Origin of the sequence: Nostoc sp. LPT (genome assembly GCF_017115165.1) — a bacterium.
GTDB lineage: Bacteria > Cyanobacteriota > Cyanobacteriia > Cyanobacteriales > Nostocaceae > Nostoc.
Genome location: NZ_JABXKF010000171.1, coordinates 33,605 through 51,838, shown reverse-complemented (window position 1 = coordinate 51,838; position 18,234 = coordinate 33,605). Strand labels below are relative to the sequence as shown.

At 41.3% G+C, this 18,234-nt stretch carries 9 protein-coding genes and 1 pseudogene; 3 read left to right on the top strand and 7 right to left on the bottom strand.

Going from position 1 to position 18,234, the window contains the following annotated elements:
• Window positions 1-1,059: 1,059 nt before the first annotated feature.
• A complete protein-coding gene (locus HWQ58_RS33135; RefSeq protein ID WP_292872295.1) occupies window positions 1,060-1,269 on the top strand; it encodes a molybdopterin-binding protein in 210 nt (69 codons plus the stop codon).
• Window positions 1,270-1,487: 218 nt separating this feature from the next.
• Here HWQ58_RS33135 and HWQ58_RS33130 read toward each other — a convergent pair whose 3' ends face one another.
• The 5 genes from HWQ58_RS33130 to HWQ58_RS33110 all read right to left on the bottom strand — a co-directional run bounded on the left by HWQ58_RS33130 (window position 1,488) and on the right by HWQ58_RS33110 (window position 7,844).
• Complete coding sequence (locus HWQ58_RS33130) at window positions 1,488-2,150, bottom strand: 2OG-Fe(II) oxygenase (RefSeq protein WP_292872293.1); 663 nt, start codon at window positions 2,148-2,150, stop codon at window positions 1,488-1,490.
• 25 nt (window positions 2,151-2,175) lie between these two features.
• On the bottom strand, window positions 2,176-3,186 hold the full coding sequence (locus HWQ58_RS33125) for an iron-siderophore ABC transporter substrate-binding protein (protein WP_292872291.1): 1,011 nt from the start codon (window positions 3,184-3,186) through the stop codon (window positions 2,176-2,178).
• Window positions 3,186-5,825 (bottom strand): TonB-dependent siderophore receptor, encoded by a 2,640-nt coding sequence (locus tag HWQ58_RS33120; protein ID WP_292872289.1) that lies wholly within the window; start codon window positions 5,823-5,825, stop codon window positions 3,186-3,188. The genes HWQ58_RS33125 and HWQ58_RS33120 overlap by 1 nt, the downstream gene beginning before the upstream one ends.
• A gap of 203 nt (window positions 5,826-6,028) precedes the next feature.
• On the bottom strand, window positions 6,029-6,994 hold the full coding sequence (locus HWQ58_RS33115; RefSeq protein WP_292872287.1) for a helix-turn-helix domain-containing protein: 966 nt from the start codon (window positions 6,992-6,994) through the stop codon (window positions 6,029-6,031).
• A gap of 91 nt (window positions 6,995-7,085) precedes the next feature.
• Window positions 7,086-7,844, bottom strand: a complete 759-nt coding sequence (locus HWQ58_RS33110) for a HesA/MoeB/ThiF family protein (RefSeq protein WP_292872285.1) — start codon at window positions 7,842-7,844, stop codon at window positions 7,086-7,088.
• 228 nt (window positions 7,845-8,072) lie between these two features.
• Between HWQ58_RS33110 and HWQ58_RS33105 the strand changes: the two are divergent.
• Together HWQ58_RS33105 and HWQ58_RS33100 are read left to right on the top strand one after the other, a co-directional pair.
• A pseudogene (locus HWQ58_RS33105) lies at window positions 8,073-8,231 on the top strand (substrate-binding domain-containing protein); the annotation flags it as partial.
• Between the two features lie 510 nt (window positions 8,232-8,741).
• The gene (locus HWQ58_RS33100) at window positions 8,742-9,581 is read left to right on the top strand and encodes a DUF928 domain-containing protein (protein WP_292872283.1); all 840 of its coding nucleotides are present in this window, start codon (window positions 8,742-8,744) and stop codon (window positions 9,579-9,581) included.
• A gap of 39 nt (window positions 9,582-9,620) precedes the next feature.
• Here the strand turns inward: HWQ58_RS33100 and HWQ58_RS33095 are convergent, their stop codons facing one another.
• The gene (locus HWQ58_RS33095; protein ID WP_292872281.1) at window positions 9,621-12,242 is read right to left on the bottom strand and encodes a CHAT domain-containing protein; all 2,622 of its coding nucleotides are present in this window, start codon (window positions 12,240-12,242) and stop codon (window positions 9,621-9,623) included.
• Entirely contained in the window at window positions 12,208-17,532 is a 5,325-nt protein-coding gene (locus HWQ58_RS33090) for a filamentous hemagglutinin N-terminal domain-containing protein (RefSeq protein ID WP_292872279.1), read from the bottom strand. Before HWQ58_RS33090 ends, HWQ58_RS33095 begins: the two co-directional genes overlap by 35 nt.
• Between the last annotated feature and the right edge of the window lie 702 nt (window positions 17,533-18,234).

Here is an 18,234-nt window from a genome sequence, read left to right as displayed (position 1 = left end):
TTACTTTCTTGTTCTTGGTTAATACTGATTGTTTTTATCAGGTGCAAGATATGAGGTGTCAAAACTAAATTTTTGCAATAAATTTTCTTGTGGTGTGGGCCGGAAAGCCCGCACCGGACGGGCGAGACGCCCATCCCACAAGAGGAAAGCTAATGCACTATTTTAGCCCTGTCACGCCAGTAGGGTGCGTTATGTCCACGCCAAAATAACAAATGAGTTCGCCAAAATAACAAATGAGTTCGCCAAAATAACAAATGAGTTCGCCGAAATAACAAATGAGTTCGCCGAAATAACAAATGAGTTCACCAAAATAACAAATGAGTTCGCCAAAATAACAAATGAGTTGGCTAGCAAGAACCGCAGGCATCGCCATGATTGCAACAATTTAGCTATGTCACGCCAGCGTAACGCACCCTTCTCCTATCGGAGACGCACTCGCGTTCGGGTGACGCTCGTGCGTCGCTAACGCTGCGCTAACAGCAGTCGCCTGCAAAGGAGCCAGTGCGGTCTTCTCCCAAGGGGAGACGCCAAGGGCGATGGGGTCTCCCCAAGTGGAGCATCTGGCGTTGGAAACCCTACCAAGAGCGCTGCTTCACCGCAAATTTTTGGTGGATGAAGTTTTTTCGACTTGTGTGTACACCGTAGCCGCAAGCGGGGAGGGGATTAAGGGGAGCCAGTGCGTTGGGCGGGCAAAGCCCGACTTGTTCGCGTAGCGTCTCCGACAGGAGAAGCACCTGGCGTGTGGGGTGCAATGACTGTGGGAATCATAACTAATTATGCAAACATGATATTACTAAATTTACCATCTGCCAAGAATTATCAAAACGCACCAAAATAACTGAGTAGCCAGATCACCAAAAAAAATTTTTAATGAATGCTCTGCCAAGCTTTGACTATTCCACTATCGACTTTTTCGCGATATTCTAATACCAGTCTGATATCTAAGTTCTTCTGTAAGGCAGAAGATAGCATCCCACTAAATGAAGATAATCTAATAATCTGATAGTTGTTAGTATTACTCAGTTTAAAATTATCTTTTAACGTAGGGAGTATCAAAATATGGAAGTTAGCGCTCGTAATTCATTAAAAGGAACTATTAAGAAAATTAACCAAGGAGCAGTCAACTCTGAAGTCATATTAGAAATTGTGCCTGGGGTGGAAGTAACTGCAATTATTACCAAAGAGTCGGTAGACCATCTCCAACTTCAAGAGGGAAAACAAGCGATCGCTGTGATTAAAGCGTCAGATGTCATAATTGCTACAGAATAGCTCGAAATGAGTAGATAAGTTGTGGCGATCGCTCTATAAGCGGATCGCTACAATTATCTAACTATTTTGGTAAAAGTTGTAGCAGACTGCAAAAATAAAGGACTCTTTAGTATCTGCTAATCCCTGACTGTTTAACGCTCTTTTGTGTCTCTGGTGAGATAAAAATGCTCTGATTTGCTGAGATTCTGGAAATCTTAATAATTTGATAATCAAATGGCTTAAGACTCTGGTAGCCAAAAGGTAGTCGCTAGATGCAAACGGTGTTGAGTTGCATTCAAGGAAATAGGGGAAACCATGTGCCAAGAGCGATCGCAACGTACAATAGCAACTGAATATTGCGGCAAGGGTGGAACTTCTTTAACTACAGATGTAGTCTGATTATCTTTGAGAACTCGGAAACACCCTCCCCACTCTGGGTTCCATCCTTCATTGAGATAGAAAAGTTGAGTTACATGTTTACGCGGGATATCTGTATGAGGACGGTTCCAGAATCCTAAATCATGTCGTGTTAAATAAATAGTTAGTGAATGGTTTTTCAAATCCAAATTAGTAAGATGCTCCATTGCCTCTCGATAATCAGGAGTGAGAAGTTCTTCAATCAATTTTTGCCAACTAAGACTCAGATCCTTGATATCTTGTAAACCTTTGTACTTACTTTCATCCAGAATGCAGCGTGCAAAAAACCTGTAGTCATTATATGTATATTCCGGGTATCCATCTGGCTCAAAGTCTCTAGCATGATATTCTTTATAGTTTGTAGTCGGAAAACTATTTGCTAGTTCAGATTGTACTGAAGTGTCAAGCAAGTTTTCAAATACAATCCATTTATAAGGAATTTCCTGCATAGTTGCATTACTAATTGCACTCAAGTTCAACATCATCCCTCCTAAAAAACTTTCAAATAGTTTATTGCTGTTTAACTAAATATCGCTCCAAATCGTCTATCATCCGATTGGCTGCAAGGGGGCCAAACTGAACCCAGTAAAACCCCACCTCATGAACTTTTTCCTGTTGGACAACTTTCAACTTTGACCACAACGGTTCTGCTTTCAGTTGCTCAAGCATTGGGTGTAAATCCCTTGTGCCCAGTACGTCTTCTGATACTAGAAATAAAATATCCCCATCTAACTCCCTCAAAAGTTCTTTTGATAAAGCATAGGCAGCAGGGCCACCCCCTAAACTCAGGGTTGCTTGACTATCCAAAGTTTGAGAGTAAGGACGTGCAACACCCGCATCTTTAAGAATAACTCCTGAAAAACTTGCCTTCGCCCACAGCCAAAGTGCATCAGTACGCAATTCGGCAACCGAGACTAAAGTTGTGTTCAGGCGATCGCCCATTTTTGCTTTAAACTGTGTCAAACGTGCATAATAATTATCCATTACCTGTTGGGCTATTTTAGTTTTACCCAGAACACTGGCTGTGAAAGCAAAAGATTCTTTCCAAGCTCCACTGGCTCCAGGAGGAGCCAAAACAGTGGGTGCAATGTGTGATAACAGTGGATAAATATCTTGATGAAAATGCATACCAAGAATTAGGTCTGGTTTGAGAAACAAGACTTTTTCGATACTAGGAGAGAGCCAATCTACATCTTCAATACCTGATAGCGGGCCTACTAATCGCTGCAATTGTGAGACAAATGACTTTGAGGCAGCTATAGGTTTGATCCCCAACGCCAAAGCATTTTCTAAACAACTACCACTAAGCACAACAACTCGTTGAGGATGAGCAGGAACTATTGTCTTACCCATTAAGTGCTGAACTACTCGAACCTGATTTAAAGAAGAAACACTCTTGTTATGGCTAACTTTTGGGTAATTAAAAAAGAAACAACCGTTTAGCCACACTACCACAGCAAGCAATCCTAAAAGGGGCAGGCATCGGACAAAACACTTGGTTAACCAATGAGTTGTTCTCATTAAAATTCCCACTTCACTGTCAACTGTGCTGTATACGGACGACCAGGAATAATTCTTTGGAGATAATCAAAGCTTGCTTCATAATATCGAACATTAAATATGTTGTTGAGGTTGAGTCCAACGCTAAAGTTGTTATTCCGATAGTACAGAGCTGCATCGGTAAGAAAGTAGCTTGGGATCGTATATGTATCAAAACTATCTGGCATTTGATCTCCAACGTAGTTAAAGCCAATTCCACCTCCAAAACCTTTGAGAGAGCCAGTACCAAAGGTGTAAGTTGTCCACAAACTAGCGACATGAGCTGGTACTCCTTCTACTCGATTCCCGACTGGAAGATCATTGTCTTTGGTAATGCGTGCGTCTGTATAACCGTAAAAGCCAATCACATTCCAACCAGGAAGAATCTCTCCGGTGACACTCAGTTCTACTCCCCGACTTCTTTGTTCTCCTGTTTGCACACTATAATCGGGATCGGTAGGATCGGTAGTCAAAACGTTAGTTAGTGTCAGATCATATAAAGCAAGTGTTGCTGAGAGTTTGTTATCGAATAAATCAGTCTTAACGCCCACTTCATACTGAGTACCCAGCCGTGGTTTAAAAAGGTTGTCATTTTTATCTGCACCCGTTTCTTGTTCAAAAGAACGGCTATAGCTGGCGTAGAGTGAGACAGGCGCTACGGGTTGATAAACTATGCCTACCCTTGGACTAAAGGCAGAATCAGACTGGACACTCGCCGTTGATGTAATCCGATTAGCAAACTCATTCTCTACCAAGTCATAACGTCCACCCACAAGCAATTTGAGGTTATTGGCAAGTGTCACTTGGTCTTGAAGATAAAAGCCTAAAGCATCATCTCTAAAGAAGACATCAACTCCTCCAAGAGTATCACCTAGTGGTTGACCATACACTGGGTTAAAGACATCAAGAGGGGCCGCAGCTGTTCTAAGTACACTAGTTCTTCGGGTTTGTCTAAATAAGTCAAACCCCACCAAAAGTTTATGTTTTATATTACCAGTGTTAAAATCACCAATAACATGAGTATCTAAAGTATAAGCTTCATACTCTGTTGGCTTTGGAAAAGTAGTCTGATCTCTTTCGACAGTGCGGTTGTCTGCTTCCAGCAGACTGGTAACAGCTGTTTCACGTAAATCAAGGGTTAAAAATGCAGCTTGAAATGAATTACTAATAGACCAGTTATCGTTAAAGCGATGTTCTAGATTGTAATTATATCTATTAAGCTGGCGGTTAAAGAAATCAGTCGGTTCCCCTAAATAACGGTTAATAGGGATTTTGCCATTTGGGTTAGGAAGTATAGTTGCACTAGCAATCTGCTCCAAACCAGTGCCTAGCGACTGTTGTATGTCTTCATACTCTGTATCAAAAGTTAGATTTGTATTTTTCCCTATACGCCAATTAACAACAGGCGAAACGAAAAAACGCTTTTCATTATAAAAATCAGTAAAGTCTTCTGCGGTTCTGTAAGAAGTGTTTAAACGATACGACAGACTGCCATCTTTTGTCACAGGGCCAGAAAGGTCAAGTGAAGGTTCAAAAAGTTCATAACCACCACGCCTTACCTCTAAGGCATAGTAAGGTTGACTCAAAGGCTTTTTAGTAACTATATTAATGATCCCACCTGGATTGACTTGACCATAAATTACAGAGTTTGGCCCTCTAACAACTTCTACTCTATCTATATTTGTCAGCGAACTTGAAAGAGCAGCAACATCTGCAAAGCGGTCTTTGACACCGTTTCTATAAACGTTTCTGGCTCTAAAACCTCGAATAGAAAAAGTGTCTGCAATTCGAGATGAAAAATTATTTTGGACAACGCCAGCATTTCTGAGTATCCCAATTAAGTTACGCGGTTGTTGGTCTTCGATAACCTGCTGAGGAATTACCTGAACTGAAGCGGGAATATCACGCAATGGTGTATCTGTTTTCGTTGCAGTAGTTGCATCTGGTACCCGATAGTTTGTATCTGGTGGAGCAGTCACCTCTAGTTCTATGGGATTTTCTGGCTCTGTTGTAGATGGTTTTTGTTCTGGCGTTGTTGTTGGCTGTTGAGCAGTAGAAGTACTAGGGGTCACTCCAAAAACTAAACCTTCTTTTGTACTATCAAACAACTCCACCGCAGGCACAAAAGCTTCCCCAGTCACCGTTACTCGCAATGTGTTCGCATCTACATTTGCAACTGTAATTAATGCAATTCCGGCTACTGGCTTTGATTGTTTAAAATCCCCACTTCTTAGTTGCAACTTGGCGTTAGGGATATCTGCAATATAAGAATTACCCTCAGTTTTCGGTAAAACTTGTAATTTAAGAGAATTAGCTGTGACTAAAATTAACTCTATCCCTTTATCAGTAGAGTTAACCTGAACATCCGTAACTAATACCACATCTGTATTTGCTTGACTAAGTTCGGGAAATTTATTCTGTCTGGGTACTCTCCATAAATATGAAGCATTAGTTTTAGGAAGCTGTAGCTGATTCAATGTTTGAATTTCTTTAAAAACTTCACCTGAGCGTACTAAAGTTTTTTTGACTGACGGTTGTTCAGGATATGCTGGATTGGCTAAAGTTAGACAAACAATAGATATTAACCAGCAAACAGCAGGATATTGTAGTCTGATAAGCATTTTTACATACACTCCTCAGTGGTTACCAGGTCTTAAAATTGATATTTAAGTATAATTTTTATCATTATTTAGAGAATAATTATTTTTACTAACTAAGTTGGTAAAAAATATATTTATACCAACCTAATTCTTGTAAAAATATATAACTTTTCAGTTTTTGCGTTTTATTCGAGCCGGAATTTTTTTTATTCGAGACGGAATTTTTATTTCTGACAGGACTTAGGACTTACCCCAAACTTCTTACGAAAAGCATTACTAAATGAAGGTAAGCTAGCATAACCTACTGTTCTGGCTACTTCTGTGACATTCATATTTCTTTCAATCAGTAGCTTTTGAGCTAGTTCCATACGGTGGTTATGTAGGTAGCCAAATACTGTGATCCCAAAAACCTGCTTAAAGCCTTGCTTCATTGTGCAATCATTTAAACCAACTTGCCGTGCTAATTCAATAAGAGATGGTGGGTTGTCTAAATGTTTTAACAGAATTTCCTTAACATTGTAAATACGGTCAATATCTGATGGCTTGAGTTTATTAATCTGGAAGCAATCTTGGTTGATTTGTACTTCTTGCTCGACTAGCATTGCTACCAGTTCCCAAACCTTACCTTCAAGATAAATTTGTTTAGTAAAGCCTTGGTAGGGACATTGAAGGATTTGCTGTACTGCTATTTGCATTGCAGGAGTTTGAGTTCCATAGCGTTCATAAGTTGGTTGATCCCAACGTCTAATTAGATGTTGTAATTCTTTTGGGAGTTTACCAGATGTATTTTCTGCAAAGCTATGAAATATATTTGGATGTAGGTGAATAGCTACTTCTACTATCCGCGCTGATGGCTCGAATACAGCGCACTCAGATGCCATACCACTGCCACTTAAAAAGTATTCTGCTGTCTTGAACTCAAGGTTTTTAAATTCGCTCTCTAACAAAATAAGGAATCGAAATTCTAATGGATGCTTTCGCTCATGAAGTTTTAAAATGAATGATTTTGGCTGCTGATAATTGGAAATTTCTAAAGATATGCTATCTCGTAGCTGAATATGTCGCCAATACCCTTGCCCAAATTGATACTTTCTAGTGATATCAAAATTATCTGAACTATCATTATTCTGAATTATTTCTGCTTGGTATAATAGTTCTACGTAATCTGGATACGGGAGTATTAATGTCATTGTAATGGTAAGCTACTATGAAGTATTTAAAGAGTCAAAATAACAGATACTTGGCTCATCAAGTAGATTCGGTTGTTTATAAAGATGTTGTTTACGAATTTTCCGAACAAGAACTACTACCACACACTAGACATGAAGGATCGCGATAAGAATGTCGTTTGGCAAATTCCATTCGCATTAAGTCAATTGTCAGCAGTTGTGACAATAGGGGTTGACTAAACTTAGTAATCAGCTTTATTACCTCTAATGCACTAAGACAAGCTAGTGTCCCAGAAACAGCACCGAGAACCGAGAACCCACGCTGATTCCAATCCGGCTTTTCTGGGAACAAGCATGATAGACAAGGAGTGACACCAGGAATAATCGTTGTCAGGTAAGCTTCCATTCCGTCCATTGCAGCTTCCACCATTGGTTTTTGCCAGCGCACGCAAGCCTCATTGAGCAAGTTCCGCTCTGTGAAATTGTGGGCGCAATCAACAGCTATATCAGCAGATTGCACTAAAGAATCTACATTCTCCTTTGTAACGTAATCATGAACTGCTTCCACTTGAATATCAGGATTAATAGCTTGCAGAGTTTTTTTGGCTTTGAGTACTCTTGGCTTACCTACCCAATCATTTGTCATCAGAACCTGACGATTCAGATCATCTAGCCGTAAATCACCACCCCGAACTAGGATTAGCCGCCCAACACCCGCTACTGCCAAATAAAGCGCTGATGTACCGCCTAATCCCCCGACACCTGTAACCAAAACCGTTGCAGACTTTAAGCGCTTTTGTCCTGCTTCTCCAAAATTGGGAAGCATCATTTGGCGGTGATAGCGTTCTAACTCACTGGGTGTTAAGTTCATCGCTTTTTTCCTCTTTATCAGTCGTAAAATCTACCACCTAGTTGGTAGCAAGTATTGTAGTTGTCTATACATTTTTCTGATTTAATACCTGTAAAGTTGGTATTTATTTCAGGCATCATTAAGGGAGCTATCTGCAATACTCTTTGTCCTGAATTGAATGCCCAATGAAATAAGCCCCACAGCAAAGCGTGGGGCCTTTGAAGTTATTATTACTTTCTGGTGGGATCTACAGCAATGGCTGATGCAGGAATCAGTACGGCATCTATAACTGCTGCCTTTAGGTTGGGATTTATCCTTCTTCATAGTGCGCGATCTGATTTGGCGATTCTCAAAGAATACTTGGAACAATCACCAGTACAGCAGTTTATCGCTATCTTGGGACATCGGAAGCGTGCGATCGCAATCCTATGCAGATATTTGGTGGTATGGCTAATAAACTAAATAGCTTTGGTTTAGCTTATCTACAACATATTATTGATGGGACAGTTGTAGTAATACCGTTTCTTTATGAAGCTGCAATATATTTTACCAAACTCAGTACTGAGTCATAATTACTGAGTAAATTAAGACTTATTCAATCTTTGTATAAGTAGGTATTAGCCCCGCCCCTAGTGGGCGGAATCCTTTTCTCAGGAGAAGGTTGATACTCCGCCCCTCATGGGCGGTTTTTTAACTCAGGACTCAAGACTCAGCACTCTTCATCCTCCGGCTAACGCCGTCTCCCCAAAGCATCGGGGGGACTAGAGGGAGGTTTATAAGGCGCATTTTTATACAGAATTGCTATAACGAGTTACCTACGCGATCGCGTACAAAAATGGTGACGATCAATTTAACCAAATGCTACATTAACCTTTATGATGACGATAGCAACAAGCAAAAATCGTACCTGTTCAGTCAATGAAATGGATCTTAACAACTGCTCTGATTTTGAGCAGCACTACCCAATATTCAGCACAAGCAACAGATCAAATTAAACAACCAATTACTAATAAACAGCCTGCACAACCAATTAAAACACCTGCTTCACCTCAACAACCTACTTCTCGACCAGTTTTTGTTTTGCCAAAAGCACCTGCTCCATTAAGTCCTGTATCTGGGCGTAGAGCAGGAATGAGTAGTCGAGATAATTGCCCTGCGGTTTCAATCCCGCTCACTGCCTTAGTACCATTTCAAGAGGAACAAAAAGTTGGCAAACAGACAAACAAATCAATTATCGGGACTGTAGAGGGACTAACCACTTTAGAACGGCCTACATTTTGGTTTTATATCCCCTACACTAAGGATTTGTCTAACTCAAGCGCTGAATTCAGCTTACAGGATAGCGCCGAAAATGATATTTATAGAAATGCGATCGCCCTACCTTCAAAGCCCAGTGTGATTGGTATTTCTCTCCCTAGTACTGCTTCATTAGAAGTAGATAAGACATATCGCTGGTATTTAAAAGTACGTTGTAACCAAGAGACAGCAAGCATTCCTGTATATGTAGAAGGAGACATTAAAAGAATCAATTTAGATGAGCGTATTATCCAACAATTAGAAGCCGCAAATGAGCCTCGACAAAAAATTATAATCTATGCTGAAAAAGGGATTTGGTTTGACGCTTTAAATATGCTAGCCCAAATACGCATTTCTAATTATAATGATCCATCTATTGAAAAAGATTGGCAAAGTTTATTGCAATCAATCAATTTGGATAATATTGCGAAGATCCCCCTAATAAAATTACCAACCCGCTAATAATTTCATATCCAGTAAAGTATCTATAAGCCTAGATTTTTACAACCAATTACCAACTAGAACGTAGGCTGCCCAGTACATGGGACGGTTATATTCAGGAGCTTCAAGTAATTTTAATTGAGCAAAGCGTAAAGCTTCTGCCGTAGTTTTACCAGTCATTAACTGGCGGTAAAATTCATCAATAAATAAAGCTGTAGAGTTATCGCCAATTTGCCATAGTGAGGCTAAAGTACTCCGCGCACCAGCACGCAGGGCAACTCCTGCTAATCCCAAGGCAGCTCGGTTATCTCCTGCTGCTGTTTCGCAAGCACTCAAAACAAGTAATTCAACTGGCTCTGTTCGTTTTTGCTCTCTACTTTTGAGCAAGCTATCTAATTCGCTCACATTGATGCGTCCATCAGCTGCTAGGATAAAAGTGTCTTTTGCTTTAGAGCTAAATTGCCCGTGAGTTGCCAAGTGAACAACTCTAAAAGGTTGAGCGTTGATGGTTTTTCCTAAAGTCGTACTGGTAAAATTTTTATCCAATAATGTAGTTGTCGATACCCCTGATTCCTGAATTAATTTCAGTTCAACCTTAACGTAGGGAAGCGCTGCAAAATTTTCATTTTTAGGTGATTGCGATAATCCTCCAGCAAGGGCATTTAATTTTTTCTGTCCTAGAGGTTTGGGAGTAAATAGTTGCAGTCCTGGGCTAATAACTACAGAGTATTTTTGGACTAAATACTCTCTGCCATCATATAATGCAGACATCGGGATATTTCGCAATAACCCGTCTGGAATAAAGACTAGAGTATTAACTTTACTATTTTTAAGGTCTGTTTCAACTGGTTTAATTAACCAGTTATAAAGCTGTTGAGAAACTGCTTTAAATTTCTGATTAGCATCGGGTTCGACTATTGTCTCTCGTATTTCTGTAATAACTTGCTCTACTTGCTGACGGTTGACTTGAGAAGTTTTATGAATCAACGGTTGCTTGGGAAGTTTGATGATAATTTCTAAATAGTTATCTAGGATAATCGGGTAGAAAATAGCAGTATTCGGGTTGTCGCGGTCTACTACTTTGTCCAGCACCACAAATTGGTTGCTCAAGCAAGCTTCTCGAAAAAAATTGTCGAGTTCTGCAACTTGCAAGGCTTCTATTCGCTGACGTGCTTTATCTAAATCAGGCTTTCCTTGTCCTTTCTCTTGTAAAATCAACTCTACAGACTGCCGATAAAGAGGTTCTATGCGATCGCGAAAATTGAACTGCACGTCTTGATTAACCGCAACTAAATCGCTGCGAAGAGACTGAAGAGTTGTTACAGCAGCATCATAAGCAGATATGGCTGCTGGCATATTTCCCTGTGCTTTGAGTAAGCGTCCTAACTGCCACTCAAGGCGATAAGCTATATCTGAGGCATCAATTTTTTCAGCCGTAAACAACGCTTGCTGCGTTAAATCCTGTGCTTCTTGCAATTGTTGGTTCTGCTCGTAAACTTCTCCCAAGCTGCCCAGTGCATGGGATTCGGCACGTTCATCACCGATTATTTTGGCTTGGTGAACACTAGTTGCCAGAATCTCTGCAATGTCTTTTCTGTTACCAATTGTGGTTAAATTTTGAGCAAAATTGATCCGTGCATAAATACCAGCTTGATTGGTAGGCAGATTCGGGAGTTGAGATTGAATTGTGGGTATTAATGACTTTGCTTCCGTGATGCGTTGGTTTTCGACAAGTAAACTCAGTTGATTAATCAGGGCTTGAACTTTGGCCAGAGGGTTTGGTGCAATTTTGGCAGCGTTTTCATAATGAGTGCTCGCACCTTTAATATTACTTAACGACCTAGCAGTATTACCGAGACTAAATTCCGTCAAACTAATTTCTAGAGGCAGTTGCAGACGTTGAGCAATTTCTAAGCTTTGTTGTAAGTTTGTCTGGGATGACTCAAGTTCGCCTAATTGTTGTAAGACATTACCAAGCAATCGCAAAGCTGTTACTTTTACAGGCGAGTCAGGTTGGGAAATTAATTGTTGGGATACTTCTTTCAATATATCTAAGCTACGGCGGTAAAAACCAGCAACTCGTAGAGCTTGTGCTTGGTTAATCCGGCTGCGCGTTACTCCAGCATTGTCACCTAATTTCTTCCAGATTTGCTCTGCTTGTTGTGATGTTTTGATAGATACATCAGTTTGTCCGTCTGCTAGTTGCAATTCGCCCTGAATATTTAGAGTTTGTGCCAGAATTTCTAACAATTCAGCTTTTGGATTGTTGAAATTTAACTTTTGATTTAGAGTATTCCAGCCAAGTAGATTTAAGCTATTGTCAATAGTTGCATAAGCTTCTTTCCACGAGCCGAGTTGCTGGTATACAAGAGAGAGGTTAGTTAGCGCTGCGGCTTGTGCGAGGGTATTGCTTTCTCGCTCATAGGTACGGATAGCTTGTTGGAGAACATTTACTGCTTCAGTAAGGTGTCCAGTTTGATAAAGTGCTTCTCCTTGCTCAAGAAGTTGCTGTGGTGGTGTAGCTGGGGGTTTATTGGTTTGGATGTAAAATTCGTCTGGTGAATTTGTCTTTTGTTTAGCAAATGTGCTAGGGATAATAGTCAGTAAAACAGCAAGGGTAAATAGGATTACGGGAGTTACCGTAAATCTAACTACTCGCTTTAGCAGCTGAAGTTTTGCCATATTTCACACCTTTTTGAGATACAGGACAGGAAGCAGGTGTTTGCCAAGGGCTGTGGGGGTTAAGTTGAGGAAGTGCTACTAATTCTATATTTCCCTTGCGATCAATTACCCAGCCAGAAGCTTCTACAATTGGAGTTGTAGCAGCAATTTTAGGAGTAGTTGAAACTGCTGTTGGTTGTGGCACAGGCGTTGTGTCTACCAAGTTTTCTGCGTTTGGTCTTAATCTTACCCACGCAGATACAGTACTTGAATCTTGTAATGGTTCAGTGGGACTCATGGGTAGTCCACCGCGTCCTGTTGCCACAAATGTATTCTGGAATTGCCGAGTTCCAGGTGTGCAGGCATTGGAAATTTGCCTAGAAGCATCAACTAGATTAATTGGGAGTTCGACTAAGCCGTTACTAGGGTCTACATCAGGTTGAGTAATTTCTATATTGCCGCTTAAATCAGGTGTTGCTCCTTTAGCGGTGATATCGCTTGTGTTTGGGGAAGGCTCTTTTCTAGACTGGATACCAAAGATACCAGCAGTATTCTTGATGGTGACATTCCCGCCACGGGAGTTAGCGGAATCTGCTCTAATATCACTGTTTTCCTTAGGAACAGCGACGATGAAACCATTTTTGGCATCAATGGTAATATTGCCGCCAGTGATATCATAACCACTCGCGTTAGTGGTTATGCTGCTACCTCGACGTAATAATAATAGAGGCGAGTTGAGAAAGATATTTCCACCTCCTCCCGTAGTATTAGCATTAATTGTGGCTGCGCCATCCAGCAGGATAGAGTTATTAGCATCTACTGTTAAATTGCCAGCTTTCCCAGAATTTGCGCTGCTGACTGTAACTTGCGCCCCATCCCGTGCTACTAAATTTCCTGTACTCAAAGTTAAGTCTCCGCCATTGCCAGCACCTGTAGTTTCAGCGGATATAATTGAGCCATTGCCAGTGATAGTAATAGATTCAGGGGCAGTTATTCTTAAGGTTCCACCTTGACCGCTACTACTTGTAGATGCTGATATCTGCGCTCCTTTTTGGAAGAAAACCCTTAAACTTTGTCCATCACCACGCGGTTGAATAGTTAAGTTCCCTGCTTTCCCTGCACTGGTTGTTTGAGCTAACAAACCACTCTCTGAGTCGGATAGTTGTATTTGTGTTGCATTCACTGTTATATTACCAGCATCCCCAGTGCCGGAAGTTGAGGTAAGAATCTGTCCACCTTTATCAACACTCAAAGTGTTGGCGCTGACTGTAATATCGCCCCCTGTTGAGTTAGTTACAGTTGTGGCATCTAAAACAGCTCCATCAGTTACCTGTAGGTTGTTAGCTGTAACGCTGATATTACCACCCCCTCCAATAAGACTGCTGGATGTTCCTGATAATAGTTCATTAGTACCACCACTGGCAGAACGTAAAGCGCTTCCTTTATTAGAAATGCTGACTGTATCAGCATCCACCACTATATTTCCTGCAACTCCTCCTCCCAAAGTCTGGGTTTGTACAATTCCAGAATTGGTTATGGAAATTTTAGGGGTACTCATTTCAACTTTACCACTGTTACCAATTGCTCCTGGAGCCACCCCGCTCAATATTGAGCCATTGTTGATTGATATCGAATCACGAGCATTGATTGAAATGTTACCTGCATTGCTATTTTTTCCAAAGCTGGTTGTGGCGATCGCAGCACCATCATTAACGATGAATCTTCCGGTATTAATTGTCAAGTTGCCTGCACTACCTGTAGAGTTGGTAGTTGTTTGGGAAAACACACCCGAAGGAAATTTAGTTCCAGAGTCAGGTTGGCTAGTAGTTCCATTTGGAATATAACCGCCTAGATATATATCATCAGGTGGAAGTCCTATAATGTTACTAGAATTTTGTGGAACAAAAATGCCTCGAGGTATGCTGGTTGTTTCACCAGTCAGTTCTAGTTGATCAAAAGCAACTAAAATGATGTTTCCGCCTGCTCCTGTGCTGTGCGTGGAAGCGGATAGTTGTCCACCGTTAGCCAGAGAAATTGAAGGAGCAGTAATTTGGATATCTCCTGCTTTACCAGAACCAAATGTATCACTTGATATTGCTCCATTATTGAAAACAAAAGGAGCATTGCTGTTTATAGTAATGTTTCCTGAACCTGTTGCTCCAGAAGAGTTAATTGTAATTAGATCTATGGTATTTGTGGCGCTCAATGTTATCGCTCCTCCTGCACCTGAACTACCTAAAGGGGAGTAGGAGTAGGAGTAGGAGTTCAGGTTTTGTGTTTTAATATTAGCTCCAGCGCTCAGTGTTATCGCTCCCCCATCACCTGCTGTACTTAAGCCATATAAGGAGTAGAAGGAGTAGGAGTTCAGGTTTTGTGTTTTAATATTAGCTCCAGCGCTCAGTGTTATCGCTCCCCCTACCCCTGATGTACCTGATGACTGGGAGTAGGAGTTCAGGTTTTGGCTTTCAATATTAGCTCCAGCGCTCAGTGTTATCGCTCCTCCTGTCCCTGCGTAACCTGAACGAGAGAAGGAGTAGGAGTCCAGGTCTTCTGTATTAATATTCTCTCCAGCACTCAATGTTATCGCTCCCCCATTACCTGTTGCAACTGAACGGGAGAAAGAGGAGGAGTTTAGGTTTTTTGTATTAATATTAGCTCCAGCACTCAGTGTTATCACTCCTCCTGTCCCTGCGTAACCATAGGAGGAGGAGCTCAGGTCTTGCGTTTCAATATTAGTTCCAGCACTCAGTGTTATCACTCCCCCTGTACCTGCTCTACCTGTGCTGGACTGGGAGTAGGAGTTCAGACCTTGTGTTTTAATACTAGCTCCGGCGCTCAGTGTTATCGCTCCCCCTGTACCAGCTGTACTTGCATCGAAAGAGACGGATCTAGAGTCCAGATATTGTGTATTAATATTAGCTCCAGCGCTCAGTGTTATCGCTCCCCCTGCCCCTGCTGAATCCAAACCAGACACAGAGTAAGAGTCCAGAAATTTTGTATCAATATCAGCCCCGGCGCTCAGTATTATCGCTCCCCCTGCCCCTACTGCACCACCATAGGAAAAGGATCGAGAGTCCAGCGATTGTGTATTAATATTAGCTCCAGCATTCAGTTTTATTACTCCCCCTGTCCCTGTAGAAATCGCTCCCTTTGTACCTGTTATACCTGGATTGGGGTTGTTCGTGGAGTAAGACAGCAAATCGCCAGTGGTGACAATGTTGCCATTAGCGGCACTGATGGTAATGTCGCCACCATTACCGCCTGTACCTGCGGCATTGGATGTTGAATTAGATGTCAAAGAGCCAGTTTTAATGTCTCCCAAGCCAGTAGTTAGCTGAATCTCACCCCCATTTTTGGCGATACCTTGTTCAGAGTAAGAGTAAGAGTCCAAATTGCCCGTTGTAATGTTGCTTAAGGCAGTCAAGGCGATCGCGCTCCCATTTCCCGCATTACCAGAACTAGAGGAAGAGAAGGAGTTCAAATTGCCAGTAGTAATGCTACCGTTAAAAGCTTTGAGGCTAATGGCACCCCCCTGACCTGTGCCGCCATTTCCAGGTATGTCAGAATTAGAACCAGAGAAAGTACCTAAGTCACCAGTGGTAATGCTGCCGTTTTTAGCTTCAAGGCGAATATTACCTCCATCTCCCGCAATACCATTAATAGAAATCGAATAAGAGTTCAAATTGCCAGTGATGTTGATACCGTTAGTAGCAACCACGTCAATTCCACCGCCTTTTTTCGTCTTACCAAGAGAGAATGATGAAGAATTCAAGGCACCACTTATAAAAGCTCCAGATCCAGAATTAAAAGTGTCAGTGATGTTAATACTATCAGAGGCTTCAAGATTAATTGCACCGCCATTTCCAAAGTTTGAAGCAGAGAACAAACTACCAGTGTTAATGCTGCCTTTAGCACTTAATGTAATAGCACCCCCGTTTCTATCACTGTCAGAATTAGATCCTGAGAAAGAATCTAAAATACCTGTGGTAATGCTACCATTCTCAGCTTTTAAGCTAATTTCACCTGCATTAGTTGTTATTCTTTTAGTACTCACATTCCCGGATGCTGTCGTTAAGCTAACTAATCCCCCAGCACCATCAAATGGCTGTAAGCGCAGATTTCCATCTATCGTGATTCCTTCTGGCCCAGTTCCACTACTAAACGCAGGTACTGAACCAGAATTGATACCCCTATAAGCTAGAGTATTCTGCCCAGAACGCATAATTAAGGCCGTACTCTTGCTTAAAGTTGCAGTATCTTCTCCAGCAGGTACGCTAGTATCCGGTGTAGTGATATTTATATCACCCTGAAAGCGAATATTACCCTTGCTTTCGACTAACAACGATGCTCCTGTATAGTTAGCTACAACATCCACGTCGCCATTGCTACTAATAATCGGGTCATAAAGACTCACAAAGTTTGCCAGTCCCCCCGATACACTCCTAAGCGAAAAATTTCCACCACTCTTCAAACGAGCATCAAGAGAAATAATTCCATCACTGATTAAGCTGAAATCGCCTCCACTTACAAACGGTGTTTGCGTTGGATGATTTAGCGCCAGAATATCAATTCCTTGATTTCCGGCAATTATGAAATTACCACCTGCTTGAGCTAAAAACGGAGTTGTCACACTGTCTCGCACCCGAACTGTATCAGTAGTTCGCAGTGTTAAATTTCTTCCTGCTTTTAGCTGTCCCTGCAAATCAAGTTTGTCAGCTACTAATGTCAAGTCTTGTGGGGATACTAAGTTTCCGGTGTTGCTAATAGTTGCCCCTGACTGACTTGCTCCATACTGTAACCCAGGTGTAATATTTACCGTCAGTAATGGCGGTGCTTGGGGATTAGTAGCACTGAAGGTACTGCCATTAGGAAACTTGAAACTGCTTGCCGTAGTTGCAGAAAACGAGCCACCAATGTCTAACCGGGCATTTTGTCCAAAAATAATACCATTGGGATTAAGTAGGAATAAGTTTGCTTTACCGTTAGCACGAATTAAGCCATCAATATTAGAAATTGACTTACCTGTTACTCGTGTCAGGATGTTCTGAATATCCAGAGCATTATTGAACAAAGCAGTACTGCCATTGGGAACAGAGAACTCCCCAAAGCTGTGGAACAGATTACCCCCTCTTGTGGTTCCACCCTCAATAATCCTGGTATTGCCCTCTAATTTCACATTGGAATTATTTGGCAGAGTGCCATCTGGGGTGATTTGGGCAACTGAGATATTTGCATACAAGGCGATGAACCCACTTCCAATCGCAATTCCTATACCTTGTAACCAGTCCAAACGCATGGTTCTAAAAGACATCGCACTCTCCTATAGAAAAGGAAATTTAGCTTGGAAGCCTCAATCAAGAGATTGAAAAAGAATTCAGAAGTCAGAATTCAGGAGTCAGAATCAATCAGTGGGGGATTCAGACCCGCCACTACGAAAGTTGACCACTAAATCTTCTCTTTCAGAGACGCTCTTGCGTTCGATAAGCGTGGGGGTGCAAAAACGCCCTTGATTCATCCGCTTTTTCGCACAAAATTCATTCTGAATTCTGGCTCCTGACTCCTGAATTCTATTTTGATAAATGTCAGGACTTACGCATTGACAAAATAGACCAAAAGTGCAATAGAGAAAAAGGAAAAACAGGCAATGCCCTAGGCATTTATCTGTTCAAGTAGCTCGTGACTTTATCCTCGAACATCTAAAACAGAAGGTGGGCTTGAATGCACATAGTCAGTTTATTGTCAATGCGTAAGTTCTGTAAGTGTCAGGATAATCAACTTATGCACAAGAGAGGATATTACCAAATTGGCGTTACTGAATCAAGTGAATAAAATCATGTCACTGCTACCAATTAAAAATCAGAAGGTAAAGCCAAAAACGCCTGATTGCCAACAGTGAATAGAATCATATCACTGCTACCAATTAAGAATTAGTCAGGTTAGCAAAGCTAAAAACCTCTGATTTCCCACAGTGAATAAAATCATGTCACTGCTACCAATTAAGAATTAGAGGAAA

Coding starts and splice junctions, on each gene's coding strand:
- HWQ58_RS33135 (WP_292872295.1), top strand. CDS start 1,060: ATGGAAGTTAGCGCTCGTAATTCATTAAAAGGAACTATTAAGAAAATT.
- HWQ58_RS33130 (WP_292872293.1), bottom strand. CDS start 2,150: ATGATGTTGAACTTGAGTGCAATTAGTAATGCAACTATGCAGGAAATT.
- HWQ58_RS33125 (WP_292872291.1), bottom strand. CDS start 3,186: ATGAGAACAACTCATTGGTTAACCAAGTGTTTTGTCCGATGCCTGCCC.
- HWQ58_RS33120 (WP_292872289.1), bottom strand. CDS start 5,825: ATGCTTATCAGACTACAATATCCTGCTGTTTGCTGGTTAATATCTATT.
- HWQ58_RS33115 (WP_292872287.1), bottom strand. CDS start 6,994: ATGACATTAATACTCCCGTATCCAGATTACGTAGAACTATTATACCAA.
- HWQ58_RS33110 (WP_292872285.1), bottom strand. CDS start 7,844: ATGAACTTAACACCCAGTGAGTTAGAACGCTATCACCGCCAAATGATG.
- HWQ58_RS33100 (WP_292872283.1), top strand. CDS start 8,742: ATGAAATGGATCTTAACAACTGCTCTGATTTTGAGCAGCACTACCCAA.
- HWQ58_RS33095 (WP_292872281.1), bottom strand. CDS start 12,242: ATGGCAAAACTTCAGCTGCTAAAGCGAGTAGTTAGATTTACGGTAACT.
- HWQ58_RS33090 (WP_292872279.1), bottom strand. CDS start 17,532: ATGTCTTTTAGAACCATGCGTTTGGACTGGTTACAAGGTATAGGAATT.